The organism is Janthinobacterium sp. SUN120 (assembly GCF_030397735.1).
In the GTDB taxonomy this organism is placed as follows: Bacteria; Pseudomonadota; Gammaproteobacteria; order Burkholderiales; family Burkholderiaceae_D; genus Janthinobacterium; species Janthinobacterium kumbetense.
This window is the reverse complement of the sequence record NZ_JAPUBW010000001.1, coordinates 177603-197446: the sequence shown is the minus strand read 5'-3', so window position 1 is coordinate 197446 and position 19844 is coordinate 177603. Positions and strand designations below refer to the sequence as shown.

Sequence of the window (19844 nt, the reverse complement as noted above, 5' to 3'; positions counted from 1 at the left end):
ATTGCTGGCGCCAAGTTGCCGGCGCCAGCACTGGCGCTTACTCGCCCTGCTCCGGCGCGCGGCCGATCTCGCCGTCGATATTGGCCAGGAACCAGGCCAGCGACGACATCAGCGCCACGTTGCGCTTCAGGTTTTCCGGGTCGACCTTGTCCAGCGTGTCGGCCGCCGTGTGGTGGTAGTGAAAGTAACTGTGGCTGTCCACCAGCGGCTCGAAACTCGGTACGCCGCCCGTTTCCAGGCGGTGCAAGTCGCCCGTGCCCAGCGCGTCGCGGCGCGTGAAGGCGTGCGCGCCCATCGGCAACAGGGCCGCGCGCAGGGGCGCGAACAGTTTTTCCGACTTCGGCCCCACGCTGGCGAGGATGCCGAACGGGCGGCCGGCGCCGCTATCCATCTCGATGGCCGCGTATTGTTTACCGAGCGCCTGCTTGTGGGCCTCGAAATAGGCCTGGCCGCCGCGCCCGCCGTTTTCCTCGTTCATCCAGGCGATCACGCGGATGGTGCGGCGCGGACGATAGTCGAGCTTTTTCAGGGTTTCCACCACGCCCATGGCTGCCACGACGCCGGCGCCGTCGTCGTGCGCGCCCGTCGCCAGGTCCCAGGAATCGAGGTGGCCCGAAACCACCACCACTTCGTCGGCCTTGTCCGTGCCCGGCCAGTCGGCGATGACGTTGTAGCTGTCCGCTTCCGGCAGGTTTTGCGGCGTCAGGGTCAGGTGCATTTTCAGGGGGCCGCGCGCGGCCAGGCGGCCCATCAGCAAGGCGTCTTCCACGGTGACGGCGGCGGCGGGAATGCGTTTATTCTCGTCCAGGCCCGTGGCGCCCGCGTGCGGGATGCGGAAATCGGCGCCGCCCACCGAGCGCACCAGCGCGGCAGCCGCGCCCAGGTCGGCCGCAGCCTTCGGCCCGAGGAAGCGCGCGCGCGAACCCTGGCCATAGGTGACGCCGGCCAGGCCGCGCTCGGCCATCTCCTGGTCGAACGGCGTGTCGATCAGGACGATGGCGCCCTTCACTTCCGCCGCGCGGGCCTTGAGTTCATCCAGGCTCCTGACGATGATCACGGGCGCCGTCAGGCCGGCGGCCGGCGTGGCGCCGGAGCCGCCCAGGGCGGTGAGCACCACGCGCTGCGACACGCCTTGCGGACGCCCCGCGTAATCGACGATTTCCGCCGTTTCCACGCCGCGCACCCAGTGCGGCACTTTCACGGGCTGCAAGGTGACGGTGGCGCCCAGCCGGCGCATGGTGTCGGCCACCTGCTGCACGGCGGCGGCCGCGCCGGCGGAACCGGACAGGCGCGGGCCAATCAGATCCGTCATGTCGGCCAGGCGGGCGTACGCCCAGTCGCTTTGCAGCGCGGTGTCGCGCACCTGCGCCAGCGCTTGCGGCGCATTGCCCGGCGCGGCGGCAAAGGCGCCGGCACTGACGATGCAGCCAAGGGCAAGGGATACGGCGGAACGGCGCAGTGGCGCGCCAGTCAGGATGCTATGCATGTATTCAAATCCAGTCAACGAGGTCGAAGCGGGTACGCCGTGGCCATGGGCAAGGCGCAACTTTTTCTACGATAGCGTATTTATTCTGTCATTGCAGCAACTTTTACGGGATCGATTGCCTCGCCCCCCAGAGTCGATTACCATCAGAATCGTGATCGCTACCGGAAACCGCCATGCTCAAGGGAACACTCTGTACCATCCGGCATTTGCAGGCCGCCGACCTGAATACCTATATTTCCCTCGTCAACGACCTGCCCTCGCGCGGCGAGTTTTTCTCGATGCAATTCAAGTCGCCCGAAGCCATGCGGCGCGACTTCCTGCAATCGGGCTTCGTGACCGAGGACAGCGAATTGTTCCTCATCGAAGACCACGCCCAGCACATCATCGGCACGATCACGCACTTCAAGAGCCGCACGCCAGCCTCGCGCGAGATCGGCTACCGCCTGTTCGACCGGCAGCGGGACGGACGCGGCTACATCAGCGAAGCGACGCGCCTGCTGGTCGACTACCTGTTCAACGCCTATCCGTATCACCGGCTGGAGCTGCTGATGGATCCGCTGAACATCGGTTCCGAGCGCATCGCGCAAAAGAACGGCTTTACCCAAGAAGGCTTGCTGCGCCAGGCCTTCTTTATCAACGGCGTGATGCGCGATGTCAAAATGTACAGCCTGCTGCGTCCGGAATGGCAGGCGCGCCTGCGCTGACTTGTTACGGCCGGGGCAGGATTGTAATAAGTTGTATTAGACATGGAACACGGTTGCGACAGCAGATATAGTCCAGTCCATGCAGATCATTGTGATCTCGCCGGAATGGAAGGAAATGCCATGTTGAACAAGAAACTCCTGGGTGCGGTAATGGTAGCGGCAGTGGCTGTGTCTTCGGCCGCAGTCGCCGGTGACCGCGACTTCAATACCGTTGCAGGCGCCGTTGTCGGAGCGGCCATTGGCAACAGCACCGGCGGCCGCAATGGCGCGATCGTCGGTGGCGTGCTGGGCGCGGCCGTCGGCAACAGCATCAGCACGAATGACCGTTATTACGACCGTGGCGGCTATCGCGGCGGCTACCGCGAAACCTATTATGCGCCGGCGCCGCAGCCCGTGTACTACGCCCCTGCCCCGCAGCCCGTGTATTACGCACCGCCACCGCGCTACTACGGCCCGCCGGCTGTCGTCTACGTGCAACCGGGCCGCGGCTACTACCGCGACCATGGCCGCCGCGACTACTATGACCGCGGAGACTACCATGACCATGGCCGTGGCTGGGGCCATCGCCGTTAAGCAGCGCCCTGTACTTGCTCCATGAAAAACCTGCGCCAGCCTGCTGACGCAGGTTTTTTTGCGTGAAAGGCAAGGTATCGCCCCTGCCCAATATCGGCTAAGCTGTGTCCTATGATCAACATTGCTGGCCGCCTGGACCGCACCAACCGATGCATTTAATCAAAGACGGACTTGACTTCGGCCCCTGGCTCGACGCCGCCGCCGGCACCAGCGTGGGCGCCGGCCCCCTGCCGCGCCGCGAAAACCAGGACAATTTCCTGCTGATCGATGCCAGCGGCCACGCCGTCTGCCTGTCGCGGCAGGCGCCGTTCCACTGCCAGGTACCGGGCTGGCCGCGCGGCCACGTGCGCGCAGCCGTGCTCGACGGCATGGGCGGCCACGGCCACGGACGCGAAGCGGCGGAAGCGGCCGTGCAAGGCTTGCTGGCCATGCCCGCCTGTCTTGACACGGCCAGCCTGGCGGCCAGGCTCGACGCGCTGCACACGCGGCTGCAGGACAGTTTCGCCCAGGCCGCGCCAGCCCAGGCGCGTCCGCCCGGCACCACCCTGACCCTGCTGGAAGTGCCGCCCGGCGAAGCGCCGCTGCTGTATCACGTGGGCGATTCGCGCCTGTATGAAATTGCCGACGGGGCTGCCAGCATCCTCACCGTGGACCACGTGCCGGCCACCGTGTACGCCATGCGCGGCGCGCTCGACGAGGCGCGCTGGCGGGCCGCCGTGCACGGCGAACACCACCCGCAAATCTCGCAGGCATTCATTTTAGGCAACGCCATCGGCGACAGCTTGCAGCTCGACAAGCCCTTGCGCGGCCTCAATGCGGCCATCTTGCCGCCCTTCCTCGCGCACCTGGGCGACCGCCGCGTGCTGCGCGTGCGCCCCGGCGCCCACTATCTGCTGGCCAGCGACGGCTTCTGGGCCTGCGAGGACCCGTTGGCCCTTACGGCCCGCTGGCCCGCCTTGTGCGCCGGCAAGACTGCGGCACAAGCCGTCAGCGCCCTGTTCGACGACTTTCTCTCGCATCCACCCAAAGGCTTGCATAGCGACAACATTACCGTGCTGGCGCTGCGCTTCGATGCGGAATTCACCGCCCCAGCCGGCTAGCTGCCAGGTAGCCGGCCGTCGCCGACACGGACGACAGCACGGCGCCCCAGGCCATGTCGATCGCCGTCAAGGCCAGCGGCCAGTCGCGCAAGGTCGCATAGTTGCTCAAATCATAGGTACCATAGGCCAGCAGGCCCAGCAGCGCGCCCAGCACTGCCGCCGTGCGCCCGCGGCGCGCACGCAAGCCTGGCAAAATGGCGAAAACCAGCAATCCCGCCACGTACAGCAGATAAAACAGCGTCGCCGGCGCCCAGCGGGGAGACTCCGCCAGCAGCGGCCCCAGCGCAGCGGCGTACACCGGTTTCATCAGCACCGCCAGCCACAGCGCATCGATGGCCAGGAATACGCACAAGGTGGCGCCATAGGCTATGGCAAGCTGGAGCGGGCGTTGGGCAGGCATGGTCGTCTTTCGAAGTCGGGCGGCATCGGGGGAACGGCTGTGCCAGCATAATACAAAACGCCTTCCAGCTCTTGCCGCAGGCATCACCATGCGCGACCGGCGTCCACGCGCATGGCTGGAAAACCTGTTTCATACAATATCAAAATAACATATCCAGAAAGATATAAAATGTGTTTTTGAGCAATAGTTTCCATGACATGTATTGCAAGGTGTGACCAGGGACATGAATTTGGACAAAAAGAGCGCATTCCGCTGCCGTGAAAGTTGCCAAGCAAGCGCAAAAGCGCGTAAGCTCTCATGTATAACAGAGGGCAAAATGTCCCCGCTCGATTCGAGTCAGAATGTCATGAAAAAATGCAGCAACCCGGAGCACCCGCACTGTACGTTCTGGGTCTTGCCTGGGGAAACAGTCTGCGCGGGCAACCACCCGCAAGCGACGACCGCCCCCAGCAGCTACGACCTGTTGACCGCACTGCGCAGCGCCCGTTCCGAGCCATCGGCAACGGCGCTTCCGCACGCCCCTGCTGCTGACGCTGTTACCGAACCGCTGACGGGCGCAGCCGCGCCAGCGCTGCCGCCCCGCATTGCCGCGGCGATGCCGGCTTCCACGCCTGCTGCCACCGCTGCCGCCCACGCCGCCTACCAGCCCGTGCAAGCCCACCTGCACATCAGCGGCTTCGATCCCCGCGCGGCAGGCGGACGGCAAACCCTGAAGATGGAATTGCGCGGCATGAGCGCCGCCTGCGCGCCGCAGCTGACCTTGCGCCTGCGCTCGGACCTGATCCCCCGCGGCCAGGTGCAGCATGATTTCGTGCGCGCCACGCGCGGCGACTGGCGTCCCGTGTTTGTCGAGTTTTCCTCACGCAACAAGGAACACGGGCAATACCAGATCGAAGTCGAAGTGCACAGCCACGTCGATGGCGCCGTGGCGCAGAAATGGGTGTGCACCTTTGTCATCCTCGTGCCGCGCCGCGACGCCACCCTGACGGAAATCCACCAGATCTTCCTCAGCACCCACAAAAACGTGCGCGTGATGGCCGACGACGCCTCGATCGCCCGCGTGACGGGCGGCGACGGCTGCAACCTCGACGTGACGGCGCGCAATGCCGGCATCGCCCACGTGGATCTGTCTGCGCCGCAGGGCAAGATCGACATGGGTTTTACCACCATCGCCTGGGACGAGGAATTGATCGAAGTCGACCTGCCCGCCGCCAGCCACTGCCATCCGCACCCGAGCCAGGCCGCCTGCCTCGTCAATGCGGCGCCGGAAGCGGGCGAACAGCGCCAGATCCGCCTGTTCGCGCTGGAAGAATGCATGCTGGGGCGTTTTGAGCTGGTGGATCCGGAAGCCGATGTGCTGCTCAGCCATTTCAGCCCCGACGGCCAGGACAACAATGGCTTGACGCGCCGCCTGTCTGGCCGCCACGCCATCATCCGGCGCGGCCAGCAAGGCTTTGAAATCGAGGATGTGTCGCGCTACGGCGTGCTGCTCGATGGCGTGTGGCCCGGCAAGCACAAGCCCGTGGCCCTGCGCCTGGGCATGCGCATCGAATTATCTGCCAGCATCAAGGGCATCGTCGTACTCAGCGTCACGGCCCTGCTCGCGCACGGCTTGATCCTGCACCGCATCGACCACGGCGCCCGTGCCGAGTGTTTTTACCTGCTGCTGCCGGAAGCCCAGCCTGCGCCGGCCAGCCACCTTGCCACGCCGCAAGCCAGCTGCCTGCCCGTGCTATTCCACCGCAATGGCGGTTTCTGGCACCTGGACACGGCCAGCGGCAAGGAAACCGCGCTGGCGCCCGCCACCGCGCTCGACAAGCTCAGCGGCTTCGCGCGGCACAACCGCTTCGCCAGCGAACCGTATCCGGAATGCTGGATCATCCGCACCGAAGGTGCTGCCCTGTGCGATAGCACCATGCAAACTGCCTGATACAACGCCTCCCGCCACCTGACCGCTAGCGTCTGAAAAATGGTCAGAGCAAGGCGCGCTGCCGAAGACAGTACGAATGTACGGCAAGGCAGTGCAACGCAGCTATGGCCTTTTTTCGGACGCTAGCGTGGCACCAGCACGAGAAAAATCATCGACAGGCCGAGTATGAACACCGCTTCCAGCGTGAACACGATGGCGGGAATCTGTAATTCGCGTGGGATTTTCATGGCGAAACCTCTTAAAAACGCAGCACTGCTTTCAGCATAGTGCGCCCGGCGCCGATTACATTATCAGCCTCACAACACACTTGACCGGCCGGCATGAGTTGCCGAGTTCGCTGGCCAGGTTATTCCGACACACAATTTAACAATTCAATCGCCGATATTCTGCAAATAGCACCCCTTCCCGCCCTTGCATACTGTATATTCATCCAGTTAATATTTCCCTGCACTTCACACAGCGCCCGCACGGCGTTTTACATTTCCTATGGCTTCCAACAAAGCGCATCATGCGACCGGTTGGGCTGCCGGCGTGATCGCCGCAGCCCTGGTCGCGCACGCTGGCGCCGGCGGCCCGTATCAAGTGCTGAGCATGCTCGCCTTTGTCATGGGCGCGCTGGGCGGCACGGCGCCGGACTGGCTGGAAGTGGCCTGGTGGGCGCGCACGCACCGGCTGTGGATCACGCACCGCACGTGGACGCACTGGGGACTGGCGTGGATCGCCCTGCTCGTCTATACCTGGATGCAATTGCCGCACCACCTGTGGGCGCCGCCCCTGTTCGGCTTTGCGGCCGGCGGCATCATGCATTTGCTGGCCGACTGGCCCAATCCGCTGGGCGTGCCATGGATATTCCGCCGCCACTCGCTGCGCTGGTGGAAGTGCGGCCGCCACGACATCATCGTCATCATCGCCGCCTGGCTGGCCGCCACCGTCGTGGCCGACCACGTGTTTTTTGACGGCATCCACCTGCGCCGCACCATGCTGGCGCTTGAGGGCTTGCTGCACTGGTCCGCTGGGGCACTGCAGACGGCCTGGGCAAATCTGCAACAATGGCAGCTGCGCTGGCGCCTGGGCGGCGACGCCAATTGACGCCGGCGGCGTGGCAATGTGATAATGAGTATCATTCTCAAACAGCCCAGCCAGCCGGCGCCCCGCGTTCCGTCAGCCCAGCCCTTCCCTTGCCTGGAGAACGCAGTGAGCACCGTCAGTCCCGTCCATGCCAACCACCTGAGCACCCTGTACAGCGAGCACCACGGCTGGCTGTATGGCTGGCTGCGCGGCAAGCTGGGCAACCGCGCCGAAGCGGCCGACCTGGCGCAGGACACCTTTTTGCGCCTGCTGGGCAAGCGCGAGGTGGCACCGCCGGCGCCCCTGCGCGAACCGCGCGGCTACCTGGCGACGATCGCGCGCGGCTTGCTGATCGACCGCTACCGCCGCCAGGCGCTGGAGCAGGCCTACCTGGAAGCGCTGGCGCAGCAAGCCGAGCCAGCATCGATGTGCGCCGAAACGCATGCCATCATCATCGAAACCCTGCTCGCCGTCGACCGCCTGCTCGACGGCCTGGGGGCGCGCACGCGGACCATCTTCCTGCTGGCGCAAATCGAAGAACTCAGCTACGTGGACATCAGCCGGCGCCTCGGCATCTCGCTGCCGACCGTGAAGAAGCACCTGGTACGCGCCTACACGGAATGCCTGATGCTGGCGGCCGCCTGATGTTCGGCCCCGCGACCTCACCTTCCGCCCCCATCGCCCGCAAGGTGCTGGCCGCCGCCGCCCACTGGCATGTGGAACTCCAGTGCGGCAGCGCCGACCCGGCCGCCCTGCAGGCATGGCGCGACGCCAGCGCCGAGCATGAACGGGCCTGGGACCTGCTGCGGCGCATGGACGGCCAGCTGGGCGCGATACCTGCAGCGCTGGCGATGCCGGCGCTGCAGGCGGCGCAGCAGCGCCGGCGCGCGGCCGCCAAGATACTCGCCCTGCTGGTGGCGGCCGGCGGCGGCATCGCGCTGGGCCAGGCGGGCTGGCAATCCGGCCCATGGCAAGCCCTGACGGCGTCCCTGCGCACGGCGCCGGGCCAGCGCCGCCACGTCACGCTGGCCGATGGCGGGCGCCTGGAGATGAATACGGCCAGCGCCCTGGATGTCGCTTACAGCGCCACGCACCGCCGCATCCGCCTGCACCGTGGCGAAATCATGATCACGACGGCGCCCGACCCGCGCCCCTTCCTCGTCGACACGCCGCACGGCGTGATCCGCGCGCTGGGCACGCGCTTCGGCATACGCTGCGACGACGATGGCAGCACCGTCAGCGTCTTCGAGCACGCCGTGGAAGTGCGCTGCGCGGCGCGCCCGGACGCCGTGCGCCGCCTGGAAGCGGGGCAGCAGCTGCGCTTCGGCGCCACCGGCGCGGATGAGGTATTGAGCATGCCCGCGCACCAGGACAGCTGGCTGCGCGGCATGCTGGTAGCCGCCGACTGGCCGCTGCAACAGCTGGTGGCGGAGCTGGCGCGCTACCGGCGCGGGCGTCTCGCCTGCGACGCCGCCGTGGCGCGGCGCCCCGTCACGGGCACCTACCGCCTCGACGATATCGACGCCGTGCTGGAAAGCCTGTGCGCCTCGCACGGGCTGCAAGTGACGTACTTCACGCGCTACTGGGCCACGGTATCGGCCCGGCCGGCATAACTATTTTCAGTTTTTTTGCGTTTGGGGTTGGTGTTTCGATGCGCTGCTTCGGCTTGACAAGTAAGAAGCCGATTCATTGGCCATTTTCTTATCCCTCTGAGCAGAAAGACCGAGCATGCAGCTGACCACCCCTGTCCTCCATCCCGCCGCGCGCGCCATCCGCCTGGCCGTCCTCGCCATGGCTTGCGCCGCCCCCGCCGCCTTCATCGCCGCGCCCGCCCTGGCGCAAGGCCAGGCCGCCGCCACGGCGCCGCAAGCCTACGCCGTGCCAGCCGGCCCGCTGGCCACTGCCCTGAACGACTTCGCCGTCGCCGCAGGCGTCAGCCTGTCGACGGATCCCGCGCAGACGCGGGGCCTGCGCTCGCCCGGCGTGCGCGGCAGCTTCAACGTCATGCAGGGGTTTGCCCAGGTGCTGGCCGGCAGCGGCATGGAAGCCCTGCAGCTGCCGAACGGCGCCTATGTGCTGCGCCTGGCGGCCGTGCCTTCCGCCTCGGCGACCGGCGCGGAAAAGACCATGGCGCCCGTGACGGTCAGCGCCAGCATGGAGCGCGATCCCGTCAGTGAACACAGCAACTCGTACGCGGCGCGCGCCGTCACCGTCGGCAAGGGCGTGCAAACCCTGCGCGAGATTCCCCAATCCGTGAGCGTCGTCACGCGCCAGAAGATGGACGACCAGAACCTCAACACCATCGACGCCGTGCTAGCCAATACCACCGGCATCACCATGTACGACAGCCCCATGGGCGGGCGCTATGTGTATTCGCGCGGCTTCATGGTCGAAACGTACCAGTTCGATGGCGTCAACCGCGCCATGTTTTACCCCCAGGCGAACAGCTTTACCAGCAATACGGCCATGCTGGACCGGGTGGAAATCGTGCGCGGCGCCACGGGACTGCTGCAGGGCACGGGTTCGCCGGGCGCCGCCATCAACATGGTGCGCAAGCGCCCGCTGGCGGAAAAGCAGGTGCAGCTGGCGCTCAGCGCGGGACGCTGGAATGACGTGCGCGGCGAAGTCGACGTCACCGGCCCCTTGAACGAGTCGGGCAGCATCCGCGGCCGCGCCGTGGCCGCGCATGACCAGCGCGATTATTTTTATGACGTGGCCGACAGCCGCACGGACGTACTGTACGGCGTGCTGGAATTCGACCTGGCGCCGGGCAGCAAGCTGACGACGGGTGCCAGCTACGAAAAACTGAAGTCGACGCCGTTTTTCTCCGGCATGCCCCGCTACCTCGATGGCAGCGACCCGAAGCTGCCCCGCTCGACCTTCCTGGGCGCGGACTGGAACCGCTGGGACAGCCGCCAGACGGCCGCCTTCGCCGAATTCGAACACCGCTTCGATGCCGACTGGTCGCTCAAGGCCAGCGCCAACTACACGCGCGAGCAGCATGACGTGAAATACATGTTCAGCCTGGGCGCGCTCCATCCCGCCACCCTGGCCGGCATGATGATGTATACCGGCGTGTTCGACTACGGCACCACCAACAAGGGCATCGACCTGTCGCTCGACGGCAAATTCAACGCCTTCGGCCGCCGCCACGGCTTCAGCGCCGGCATCAGCACGAACCGGCTGGAAAGCGACAGCGATTACAGCCTGGCCATGATGAAGCTGCCCAATAGCGCGCTGCAACCCAATCACGGCGTGGCGGAACCGAGCGATGCCTGGATACGCAAGGAAAAGTATGGCGGCGCCCACAGCCTGACGAGCATGACGCAGACGGGCGCGTATGGCGTGGCGCGTTTCAGCGTCAGCGACCCGCTCACCGTGGTGGCGGGTGCCCGCGTGTCGAACTACAAATCGAGCAGCGTGTACCGCGACACGGGCGAGGTGTATATCGACCCGTATCGCGAAAACGGCGTCGTCACGCCGTATAGCGGCGTCATTTACGCGTTCGACAAGCGCTGGTCAGGCTATGCCAGCATCTCCGACATCTTCCAGCCGCAAAACCAGCGCACGGCCGACGGTGCCCTGCTCGACCCGCTGAAAGGCCGCAACCTGGAAGTGGGCGTGAAAGGTGAACTGTTCGACGGCAAGGTGAATACCTCGCTGGCGCTGTTCCGCATCGAACAGCGCAACCGCGCGGAACTCGACCTGGTGAATATCTGCTCGTCCGGCACGGAGTGCTATTTCTCGGCAGGCAAGGTGCGCAGCGAAGGCGTCGATGCGGAAATCAGCGGCGAGGTGGCGCCGGGCTGGCAACTGTTCGCCGGCTATACCCTGAACAACTTCAAGTACCTGGAGCAGACGTCGAATGCGGGCGTGATGTTCGCCAGCACCTACTCGCCGCGCCACATGCTGCGCGCGTGGAGCGACTACCGCCTGTCCGGCGCCTTGCAGAAGTGGAGCGTGGGCGGCGGCGTGAACTTCCAGACGGAGAGCTCGCGCACCACGCGCGACGTGAAGGTGGCGCAAGGCGCGTACGCCTTGTGGAGCGCGCGCGCCGCCTACCAGATCGACCGCAACTGGACGGCGTCGCTGTCCGTGACGAACTTGCTCGACAAGCGCTACTACCAGACGGTGAGCGCACCTGCGTGGGGCAATTTCTACGGCGAGCCGCGCAAGTCGCAACTGACCTTGCGCGCGCGTTTCTAAAGGGGACTCAGGTCGCCGGGCGCAATGGCGCCTTCGGCAACGGGATGAATTCCGTTTCGCCCGGCACCTGTCCCATGCGCTGGGCGCTCCAGTCGTCGGCCGCCTGCGACAGGCGCTCCTTGCTCGACGAGACGAAATTCCAGAACAGGAAGCGGTGACCGTCCAGCGGCTCGCCGCCGATGACGACGAACTGCACCGGGCCGCTGCCCGCCGTCACCACCGGTACGGCGCCCGCTTGCACGGCGCCCGCTTCCAGCAAGGCCATGGTGTGCGGCACCAGCGCCACGCCATCGACAAGCACTTCCCCGCTGATCGGGTAAATCGCCGCTTCCGCCGGCAAGCCTTCCAGCCGCAGCTCCTTGCCTGCCTCCAGCGCCACGTCCAGGTACAGCGTCTGCATGTAGGTGCGCACGGGCGAGGTCCGGCCAAACGCCGTGCCGATCAAAACCTTCACCACGGCGCCATCGAGCGGCACGACGGGAATGTCGGCCTGCGGCGTGTGCGTGAAACTCGGTTCGTCTTCCTCGTGCGCCTTCGGCAGCGCGGCCCACAGCTGCAAGCCGTGCGTGCGGTGCGGCTGGCCCGCCAGGTCGTGCGGCGTGCGCTCCGAATGCACGATGCCGCGCCCGGCCGTCATCCAGTTGATGGCGCCCGGCTCGATGCGCTGGTACGAACCGATGCTGTCGCGGTGGTCGATCGCGCCCTCGAACAGGTAGGTGACGGTGGCCAGGCCGATGTGCGGGTGGGGACGCACGTCGTGGTTGGCGTCGGGCGCCACGTCGATGGGGCCGAAATGGTCAAAGAAAATGAAGGGGCCGACGGCCTGTTTCACGGCCGAAGGCAGCAGGCGCCGCACGACAAAGCCGCCGCCCAGGTCTTTTTCGTGGCTTTTCAGGATGGCCGCGCTCATGCCAGCACCGTCGTCACTTCGGTGGTGACCGCCGTCATCAATTTATGCAGCGGGCATTTGCCGGCCGCGGCCAGCAATTCCTCGCGCTGCGCATCCGTCAGCTCGCCCGTCAGGTGCAGGGTGGCGGCCAGGCGGTACACGCCCTTGCGCTCTTCGCTGGCATCGCGCTCCGTGCTCACTTCCACGTGTTCCAGCGGGATGCCCTTGTGTTTGGCGTACCAGACGACGGTAAGCGCCTTGCAGGCCGACAGGGCCGCGTCGTACAGGTCGTGCGGCGACGGGCCGGCATCGCCGCCCCCTTCCGCCACCGAGGCGTCGGCGGAAATGATGTGGTCGCGCACGTGCACGATGTGGCGCATGGGTTGCGACTGGTCGCGGATGGCTTTGATGGTCATGGCGTTCCTTGGTGCGTTTGGAAAGCCACAATTTACACCGTTTGCCCGCTTTGCGCAGCCTGCGCCCCTGCTACCTGGTCATTTGATACGGAACAGGGCGTCGACCGTCTGCGCCATTTTGAGGCTGGTGACCATCAGCATGTCGTCGGGATTTTGCCGCTGGCGGCTATTCGCGCGGTTGTAGCGGTCGGACGGCACCAGGCCCACCGCATTGCCCAGGTTTTTCAGCTGGTCAGACGAGATGCCGGCCACGGCGCCCGCGCGCTTGCCGAAGCCGCGCGCCATGGCATCGGCCTTGCGCTGCGCATCCTTGACGGCTTCACCCATCAGTTCCTCTTCCAGGCGGAGGCGCTCCGTGGCGCCGAAGGTGACGGCAAACGCATCGAGGTTGGGCATGGCCAGCAGCGGACGCATGACGGCGGGCCATTTCGACAAATCCGCCACGTTGACATGCACGCTCGCCTTGATCAGGTATTGCGGATTGGCCGGGTCCTGCTCCGCGCCTTTGCGGATTTCCTTGCGCACGTCGCGTACCTCGATGCCGGCGGCCGCCTCGGGCAAGCCCTGCTCCACCAGCAGCGCCCTGATTTCCGCGATGCGCGTCTGGACCAGCGCGGTGGCCACGTCCGGCGCCGGGTCGAAGACGCTGACGTCGAAATCGATCTCGCCCAGGTCCGGTATGACGAAGCTGTACGCCGTGCCCGTCGCATGGATGAAGGGATAGGATGGCAGATCGCCGGCCAGGGCGGCGATGGGCAGACAGGCGAACACGATGGACAGCAGGCGGCGTTTGAACACGGACACTCCGGCACGGTTAAGGTGCATGAAGTATCCGTCAAGATGAGCAATATGACAATCCCCGCCTACCCGGCCTGGTCCAGCGTGCGCGCCACCCGGAAGCCCACGATGTCGTTCGACAGCACGGTGGAAAAGCCGTTGCGCAGGGCCGAGCGCAAATAGCGCGGGTGGTACAGCCAGGAGCCGCCGCGCAGGATACGCCGGCTGCTGTCGCTGCCCTCTTCCCACGCGCTGCCGTCGACGGGCGCGCCCTCGTAATTGTCGTGCACCACGTCCTGCACCCATTCCCACACATTGCCGTGCATGTCGAACAGGCCCCAGGAATTCGGCGCGAACGTGCCCAGCGGTGTGGTGCCGCCCCGGTACACGCCGCGCGGGCCGCCGTTGTACACGTACAAGCCGTCGTAATTGGCTTGCTCGGTGCTGATGGTGTCGCCCACGTTGAACGCCGTGCGCGTGCCGGCGCGGCACGCGTATTCCCATTCCGCCTCGCTGGGCAGGCGGTACTGCCGGCCCGTGCGCTCGCACAGCCACGCCAGGTACAGCTGCGCGTCATTCCAGCTCACGCCGACCACCGGATGCTGGTCGTTCTGCACGAAGCCGGGATTATCCCAGTCCGTTTCCGACCCGCCCGCCCATCCGGTCGCCTTGACGAAGGCGCGCCACTCGCCCACGCTGACGGGGTGCCGGGCCAGCGCGAACGGGCGCTCGATGCCGACCCAGTGCTGCGGCGTTTCTCGGTCCAGCCATGACTGCTGCGAACCGGCCTGGATGGCCGCCTTGTGCTCCGTCTCGTGCGCCCCCATCTGGAAGCGGCCGCTGGGAATGAGCACCAGTTCCGGCCCCTGTCCCGAGCCATCGAGCCAATCATCGCGCAAGATGCCTTCGGCATTGGCCACAGGTTCCGCGTGTTCCGGCTCCGGTTCCGGCGCCGGCGCGGATGCCGGCGAAGGGACGGCGGCAGTCGCGGCGCGGCTGGCCTCTTCGCGGCGCGCGCGTTCCTGCTCGGCCCGATACGCCGCCTCCGCCTTGGCGACGATGGCCTTGCGCTGCAATTCCTGGTGTTCCTGCAAGGCCGTGGCGGCATCGGCTTCGCGGCGCGCGCGCAGCTGGCCGCGCAGCGCTTCCTTGCGCAGCTTGCGCGCCTCTTCCGCTTCGAAATGGCGCTGCGCCTCCTGCTCGCGGCGCAGCTTATCCTGCCGCTGCTTTTCCAGCGCTGCCGCCTGGATTTCCGCCTTGCGGCGCTGATCCAGCTCTTCCTGGCGCGCACGCGCCTCCTTGAGCGCCGCCTCGCGGGCCTGTTCCGCCGCCAGCGCCGCCTGCTGCTGTTGCTCTGCCAGGCGCGCCTGCTGCTGACGCGCCTGTTCCGCCAGTTCTTCGGGCGACGGCCCGGCAGCCCGCTCCAGCCCTTCGAGCAAGGCTTGCACGGATAGCGGCCGCAATTCCGCCGTCAGCGAAAAACCGTTCTGCAGCACTTGCCACTGTTGCGCGTTGAGCGCCTGCGGCGCGGACGGCAGGTGGCTGGCGCTGCGCGTGTCGTCGAACGGCATGCGCCCTTCCAGCATCTGATAGATCATCACGGCCACGGCATACACGTCCAGGCGCGGGCTGGGCTGGCGCTGGTTGGCGCCGGCCTCGGGCGCCCGGTAGCCGTGCGTGCCCGCATTCGGCATCTCCAGCGCCAGGCTGCTGTCCGCATTGCGCACGCGCGACGCGATGCCGTAGTCGAGCAATTTGACGTCGCCCTTCGCCGTCAGGAAGACATTGCCCGGCTTGATATCGCGGTGCACCAGCTTGTGCTTCTCCCACGCATACGCCAGGGCTTCGGCCACCGGGTGCAGCAGCTGCTGCACGGCGGCCAGCGGCAGCGCGCCCTGGCGGCCCAGATAGTGTTCGAGGTCTTCGCCATCGAGGCATTCCATGATGATGAAATAGCTGGCCGTGGCCGGGTCCTGCGCCCACTCGTAGACGCGCACGATGTTTTCATGCGCGAGTTTTCTCGCCTGGGTCGCTTCCTCGATCAGCAGTTTCGCGTGCGTGGCGCTTTGCGTCAGCTGCGGCGGCAAGATCTTCAGCGCCACCATTTCGCTGCTGCCCAGCTCCGCGTGCGTGGCCAGGTCGGTGGCTTGCCACACCTGCCCCATGCCGCCCGTGCCGATCAGGCGTTCGAGCCGGTAGCGGCGGTTTTGCGGGCCGATTTCCTGGCCCGTCATGAAACCCAGCTCCGTGCCCTGCCGCACGGGCAGCGGCGCGGCCACGGGTGCGGCGCCGGGCGGCGCGTACTCGGCGTCGAGGATGGCGTTCTTGCGGCGTTCAAATTCCTGCTCGCTGAGCAGCCCGTCGTCGTGGAGGGCGCGCAGTTCCCGCAGTTTGTCTCGTGCTTTTTGCATCATCTGGGGTGAAACGCTTCCATCAAGGCTGCAAGGCGACGCCGCAGGCGGCGCAGAATTTATCTTCCGGATGGCCTGCGCGCTGCGCATGGCCGTTCTTGCAGCGCAGCGGCGCAGCGGCGCCCGGCCCGACACCTGGCTGCAGCGCCTGCGCCACGGCCACGCCCAGCTGCGCCTGCGCCGACAGGCCATGCGCGTGCGCCGCGTTCTGCAGGTTGATCAAGTCCAGCTGCTGGCGCCGTTCGCGTTCCGCCTGGCCTTCCAGGTAGCTGCGCTCCTGCGCCGCCCTGTCCTGCGCCATGCGCAGCGCCTCGGCGGGAGAAACGCTGTTCTCGGCCGCCGCCAGCGCCGCCAGCGCGTGGATCTGTTCGGCGCTCATGCCCGCCTGCAGCTGCACTTTCAGCACTTGCGCCAGCGCGGCCGCGTTCTGCCCGGCGGCCATGGCCACCTTGCCCGTGTCGCTCAGGGAGCCGATTTTCTCGATGCGGTCGATGTCGATGCGCGCCAGTTCGGCCGCATGCGCCTGCTGCGCCAGCAGGGCTTCGTACTCGCCCTTCCAGCGCGCATAATCGCTTTCGCGCTGCTGCGCCATGGCCAGCAAGTCGCGCTGCCATTGCGCTTCCTGTTCCAGCTGGCGCAGTTGCTGGCGCTGTTCCTCGATGGCCAGCGCGTCGAGCTGTGCCAGCTGCGCTTGCTGCTGCAGCTGGCGCGCGTGCACGCCGTCGGCCTCGATGGTGCGCAGCAGCTTTTCCTGCTGCGCGATGGCGTCTTCGCGCGCGCCGCCGCGCCGCAGCGCTGCCACTTTTTCCGCGATTTCCGCCGCCTGCACCTGCGCCGCTTCATCCTTGTGCGCCTCGGCGCGCAACAATTCGCGCTGGCGTGCCAGCTGCATCTGCTCTTCCCACTCCTGTACCCGCTCCGCCTCGCGCTTGCGCGCCGCATTCGCCAGCATCAGGCCCTGCCAGGCGGCCTGGTGCTGCTCCGCCTCCAGCTGCGCCTCGCGCTGGGCCGCATCCGCTTCCGCCTGGCGCAGGCGCGCCAGCTGGGTGCGGCGGCCCGTCTCGTCATCGATCAGCAGCGCGCTTTCCACTTGCTGCGCGATCGACTGCAAATGCACCTGATGCGTAAAGCGCTGCTGCGCCAGCTGGATCTGTTCGCGCCCATGCAGCTGCGACAGTTCCAGCTCGCTGCGCATCTTGATGGCGGCCAGCGCCCGCACGTGTTCCCAGCTGGCCGTTTCGTCGGCGCGCTGCGCGCCCTTCTGCGCCAGTTCCTGTTCCAGCTCGCCCAGCGCCAGCGCGGCGCCATGGTCGAGCGCCTGGCGGCGCGATTTCGCTTCCAGGATGCGGCCATACAGGTCGATCTGGCGCCCGCGCAGCGCCTGCAGGCGCTCCGCTTCCTGGTGGTTCAGCTCCGCCTTTTCCACCGTCGCATCCTGCGTCAGTTCGGCGCGGCGGTGCGCATGGCGCGCCGCCAGTTCCTCGCGGCGGATGCGCTGCCACTCTTCCTCGTCATACAGCTGGTCGAGCTGCTTCATGCGTTCCAGGCTGTGCTGCTCAAGTTCCTGCGCCGGCAAGCCTCCCAGCCACAGGGTGCCGATGCTGGCGCCAGCGTCGCCTTCGCGCTTGTCGTGGCGCAGCGCCAGGGTTTCCACGCGCGCCACGGCCAGGCCGCTGGGCGCCAGGCGCTGCGTCAGGGCCGATTGCAGGCGCTCGTTCAATTCCGGGTGCAGGTCGGCATTCGCATCCATCTCGCCCAGCGCGCGGCTACCGATGAATTCCAGCGCGATCTGGCGCACGGATGGCAGCAGCAAGGCGTGCAGGTGGGCGCGCGTGACGGCGCCCGGCGCGCGCATGAACTGGCGCGCGAACGCGTCGGGCTGGCCCAGGGCGATGTCCACGCGCAGGGATGCGGCGACGTTCAGCAACTCCGTACTGGCCAGGCCGGGCAAGTCGAATTCCAGGCTGACGGCGTCGGCACGCGCGATCAGCACTTCGGCCGGACGCGCCGGCAGCAGCGCGGGCAGGCGCGCGAAGAAGGCGGCGCTGTCGTAGTCGCCGGCCGGTATCAAGGTGAAAGCGTCCGATTGCACGATCCAGGCGCGCGACTCGGCCGGTACCTGCAGGCGGCGCGCCGCGCTGCCGAACAGCGAGGACAGTTCGCGCACGCCGAAGAACAGGGCCAGTTGCCCATCAGCAAGATGCCATTGATTGGCATGCAGCACCGCGTCGCTGTCGGGTGCCCCCAGCGACAAGCCGCATTGCGCGCAATAGCCGGCGGCAGCGCCGTTCTTGTGCTCGCAGCGCGGGCAGCGGGCGCCGCCAAAACCAAACAATTGGAACATGTGTGACTCCTGATGATATTTTTATCCACGCGACGGGGCCGCCACGCCGATTCTAGCAGGACAGCTGGCCCTGCACTTGCCGCGCGCGGCAGTGTGCAGCGTCAAATAATGCCACGCGGCAATTACATTCATATGCCCGGATACAGGGCAATTTAGGCCTCAATTCAAGCGGTCGGCTTGCCGGCCCCGTGCGCAGGCATTTCAGCGCCGTTTTTTTGCAGGCCATCCCGCCAAAACCACGGCTGGTCGCATCCGCATGGCGCAGCGGCCCGCGCCTGGCTACAGTGCATGCATACCCACCCGCCACCCGAAAGGAAACATCATGAAAGCCTTGAAAAACATGGAAGCCATCTTCACCGTCGCCGTCGCCATCGCCTGCGGTGCCAGCTATGCCAGCTTCATGCAGCCATCGGCCGCCAAGGCCGCCGATGTGGCGCAAGCGGGCGCCATCCCCGTGGTGGTGGTCAGCGCCAAGCGCCTGACGGAACAGGAAAAGAAAATCTCGCTGATCGAGGAGCGGCAAGCCTTGCTGGGCAACGCCAGCGCCAGCACCCTGTGAGCCGCCGATGCTGACACCACGCCGCCTGGCGCACTGCAGATAGTCGCCGCGCCAGGCCGCCATAGGCATCTGATTTGTATCCGCAACGGATACACGGACACACAGCATTGTGTCAATTGTAATAAGTTGAATCAAAGGCGAAAAATCGCCGGCAAGCGCCTATAGTCCATTTCACGCAATCACCGAAATGGAGCAACCCATGAAACCCATCACACTCTACGCAGCAGCCATGCTTGCCATCAGCGCCGCGGCCTTCCTGCCCGCGCAGGCCATGGCCCAGAATCAGCTCGGCGTCAGCATTGTCGTCGGCAACGCCCCGCCTCCGCCACGGTTTGAAAGCGTGCCAGCGCCGCGCGCCGGCTATGTGTGGGCGCCCGGCTACTGGAACTGGGATGGCCAGCGCCACGTCTGGAACAATGGCGAATGGCTGCGCGAACGGGGCGGCAATCAGTACCGCCGCGCCGCCTGGATACAGGAAAACAACCGCTGGCGCCTGGACCGCGGCGGCTGGGTCGCCGCGCAAGTGCAGCCCGTGCGCTACGACGAGATCCGCATCGCCCCGCCGCCACCGCGCCGCGAAGCCATCCCGCGCGCGCGCCACGGCTACATCTGGGCGCCCGGCCACTGGGAATGGCGCAGCCAGCGCTACGCCTGGACACCAGGCGTGTGGATCGCCGAACGCCCCGGCTATGCGTATGCGCCGCCCGCCTGGAACCAGCGCGACGGCCGCTGGCAGATGGAGCAAGGCCGCTGGTCGCCACGGGGCCCGAACGGCGACCGCGACCGCGACGGCATCCCCAACCGCTATGACCGCGACAATGGCAACCGCCACGACCGCGACCATGACGGCGTGCCGAACCGCGACGACCGGCGTCCGGACAACCCGAACCGCAGCTAATACTCGGCTGTAGTCAGCACCCAGTAGCACCAAGGCCACCGCTCGCGGTGGCCTTGTCATTTTCCCGACACATCCGTGTATTA

17 protein-coding genes are annotated in these 19844 nt (G+C 66.5%); 10 read left to right on the top strand and 7 right to left on the bottom strand.

The features are described from left to right. Positions 1-37: 37 nt before the first annotated feature. Positions 38-1486: a M20/M25/M40 family metallo-hydrolase gene (locus O0879_RS00875; protein ID WP_289914243.1), complete on the bottom strand. Its 1449-nt coding sequence runs from the start codon at positions 1484-1486 to the stop codon at positions 38-40. 173 nt (positions 1487-1659) lie between these two features. Between O0879_RS00875 and O0879_RS00870 the strand changes: the two genes are divergently transcribed. From O0879_RS00870 to O0879_RS00860, 3 genes are all read left to right on the top strand, one after another. Beyond that, on the top strand, positions 1660-2190 hold the full coding sequence (locus O0879_RS00870; RefSeq protein ID WP_289914242.1) for a GNAT family protein: 531 nt from the start codon (positions 1660-1662) through the stop codon (positions 2188-2190). Positions 2191-2310: 120 nt separating this feature from the next. Continuing rightward, positions 2311-2763: a glycine zipper domain-containing protein gene (locus O0879_RS00865; protein WP_099667421.1), complete on the top strand. Its 453-nt coding sequence runs from the start codon at positions 2311-2313 to the stop codon at positions 2761-2763. Positions 2764-2912: 149 nt separating this feature from the next. Then, positions 2913-3863, top strand: a complete 951-nt coding sequence (locus O0879_RS00860; RefSeq protein WP_289914241.1) for a protein phosphatase 2C domain-containing protein — start codon at positions 2913-2915, stop codon at positions 3861-3863. Here O0879_RS00860 and O0879_RS00855 read toward each other — a convergent pair. Then, positions 3844-4263: a DUF2177 family protein gene (locus O0879_RS00855; protein ID WP_099667419.1), complete on the bottom strand. Its 420-nt coding sequence runs from the start codon at positions 4261-4263 to the stop codon at positions 3844-3846. The genes O0879_RS00860 and O0879_RS00855 overlap by 20 nt on opposite strands. Before the next feature lie 346 nt (positions 4264-4609). On the opposite strand from O0879_RS00855, the gene O0879_RS00850 reads away from it, so the two are divergent. From O0879_RS00850 to O0879_RS00830, 5 genes are all read left to right on the top strand, one after another. Beyond that, positions 4610-6193 carry an FHA domain-containing protein gene (locus tag O0879_RS00850; RefSeq protein ID WP_289914240.1) on the top strand — a complete coding sequence of 528 codons (1584 nt, stop codon included), beginning with the start codon at positions 4610-4612 and terminating at the stop codon, positions 6191-6193. A 486-nt stretch (positions 6194-6679) separates the two neighbouring features. Next, a complete protein-coding gene (locus tag O0879_RS00845) occupies positions 6680-7282 on the top strand; it encodes a metal-dependent hydrolase (RefSeq protein WP_289914239.1) in 603 nt (200 codons plus the stop codon). A gap of 105 nt (positions 7283-7387) precedes the next feature. Beyond that, a complete protein-coding gene (locus O0879_RS00840) occupies positions 7388-7906 on the top strand; it encodes a sigma-70 family RNA polymerase sigma factor (RefSeq protein ID WP_289914238.1) in 519 nt (172 codons plus the stop codon). Then, positions 7906-8874: a FecR domain-containing protein gene (locus O0879_RS00835; RefSeq protein WP_289914237.1), complete on the top strand. Its 969-nt coding sequence runs from the start codon at positions 7906-7908 to the stop codon at positions 8872-8874. Before O0879_RS00840 ends, O0879_RS00835 begins: the two co-directional genes overlap by 1 nt. Positions 8875-8989: 115 nt before the next feature. Next, entirely contained in the window at positions 8990-11467 is a 2478-nt protein-coding gene (locus O0879_RS00830; protein ID WP_289914236.1) for a TonB-dependent receptor, read from the top strand. 7 nt (positions 11468-11474) lie between these two features. Here the strand turns inward: O0879_RS00830 and O0879_RS00825 are convergent, their stop codons facing one another. The 5 genes from O0879_RS00825 to O0879_RS00805 form a co-directional block, all read right to left on the bottom strand. Then, positions 11475-12377 (bottom strand): pirin family protein, encoded by a 903-nt coding sequence (locus tag O0879_RS00825; protein WP_289914235.1) that lies wholly within the window; start codon positions 12375-12377, stop codon positions 11475-11477. Then, positions 12374-12772, bottom strand: coding sequence for an OsmC family protein (locus O0879_RS00820; RefSeq protein WP_034783198.1), 399 nt, complete (start codon positions 12770-12772; stop codon positions 12374-12376). Before O0879_RS00820 ends, O0879_RS00825 begins: the two co-directional genes overlap by 4 nt. Positions 12773-12850: 78 nt before the next feature. Continuing rightward, a complete protein-coding gene (locus O0879_RS00815) occupies positions 12851-13597 on the bottom strand; it encodes an SIMPL domain-containing protein (protein ID WP_289914234.1) in 747 nt (248 codons plus the stop codon). Between the two features lie 38 nt (positions 13598-13635). Further along, a complete protein-coding gene (locus O0879_RS00810) occupies positions 13636-15963 on the bottom strand; it encodes an SUMF1/EgtB/PvdO family nonheme iron enzyme (protein WP_289914233.1) in 2328 nt (775 codons plus the stop codon). A gap of 19 nt (positions 15964-15982) precedes the next feature. Next, entirely contained in the window at positions 15983-18304 is a 2322-nt protein-coding gene (locus tag O0879_RS00805; RefSeq protein ID WP_289914232.1) for a hypothetical protein, read from the bottom strand. Positions 18305-18626: 322 nt separating this feature from the next. On the opposite strand from O0879_RS00805, the gene O0879_RS00800 reads away from it, so the two are divergent. Together O0879_RS00800 and O0879_RS00795 are read left to right on the top strand one after the other, a co-directional pair. Continuing rightward, positions 18627-18863: a hypothetical protein gene (locus tag O0879_RS00800; RefSeq protein WP_099667411.1), complete on the top strand. Its 237-nt coding sequence runs from the start codon at positions 18627-18629 to the stop codon at positions 18861-18863. 199 nt (positions 18864-19062) lie between these two features. Beyond that, complete coding sequence (locus O0879_RS00795; protein WP_251348214.1) at positions 19063-19761, top strand: YXWGXW repeat-containing protein; 699 nt, start codon at positions 19063-19065, stop codon at positions 19759-19761. Positions 19762-19844: the final 83 nt, after the last annotated feature.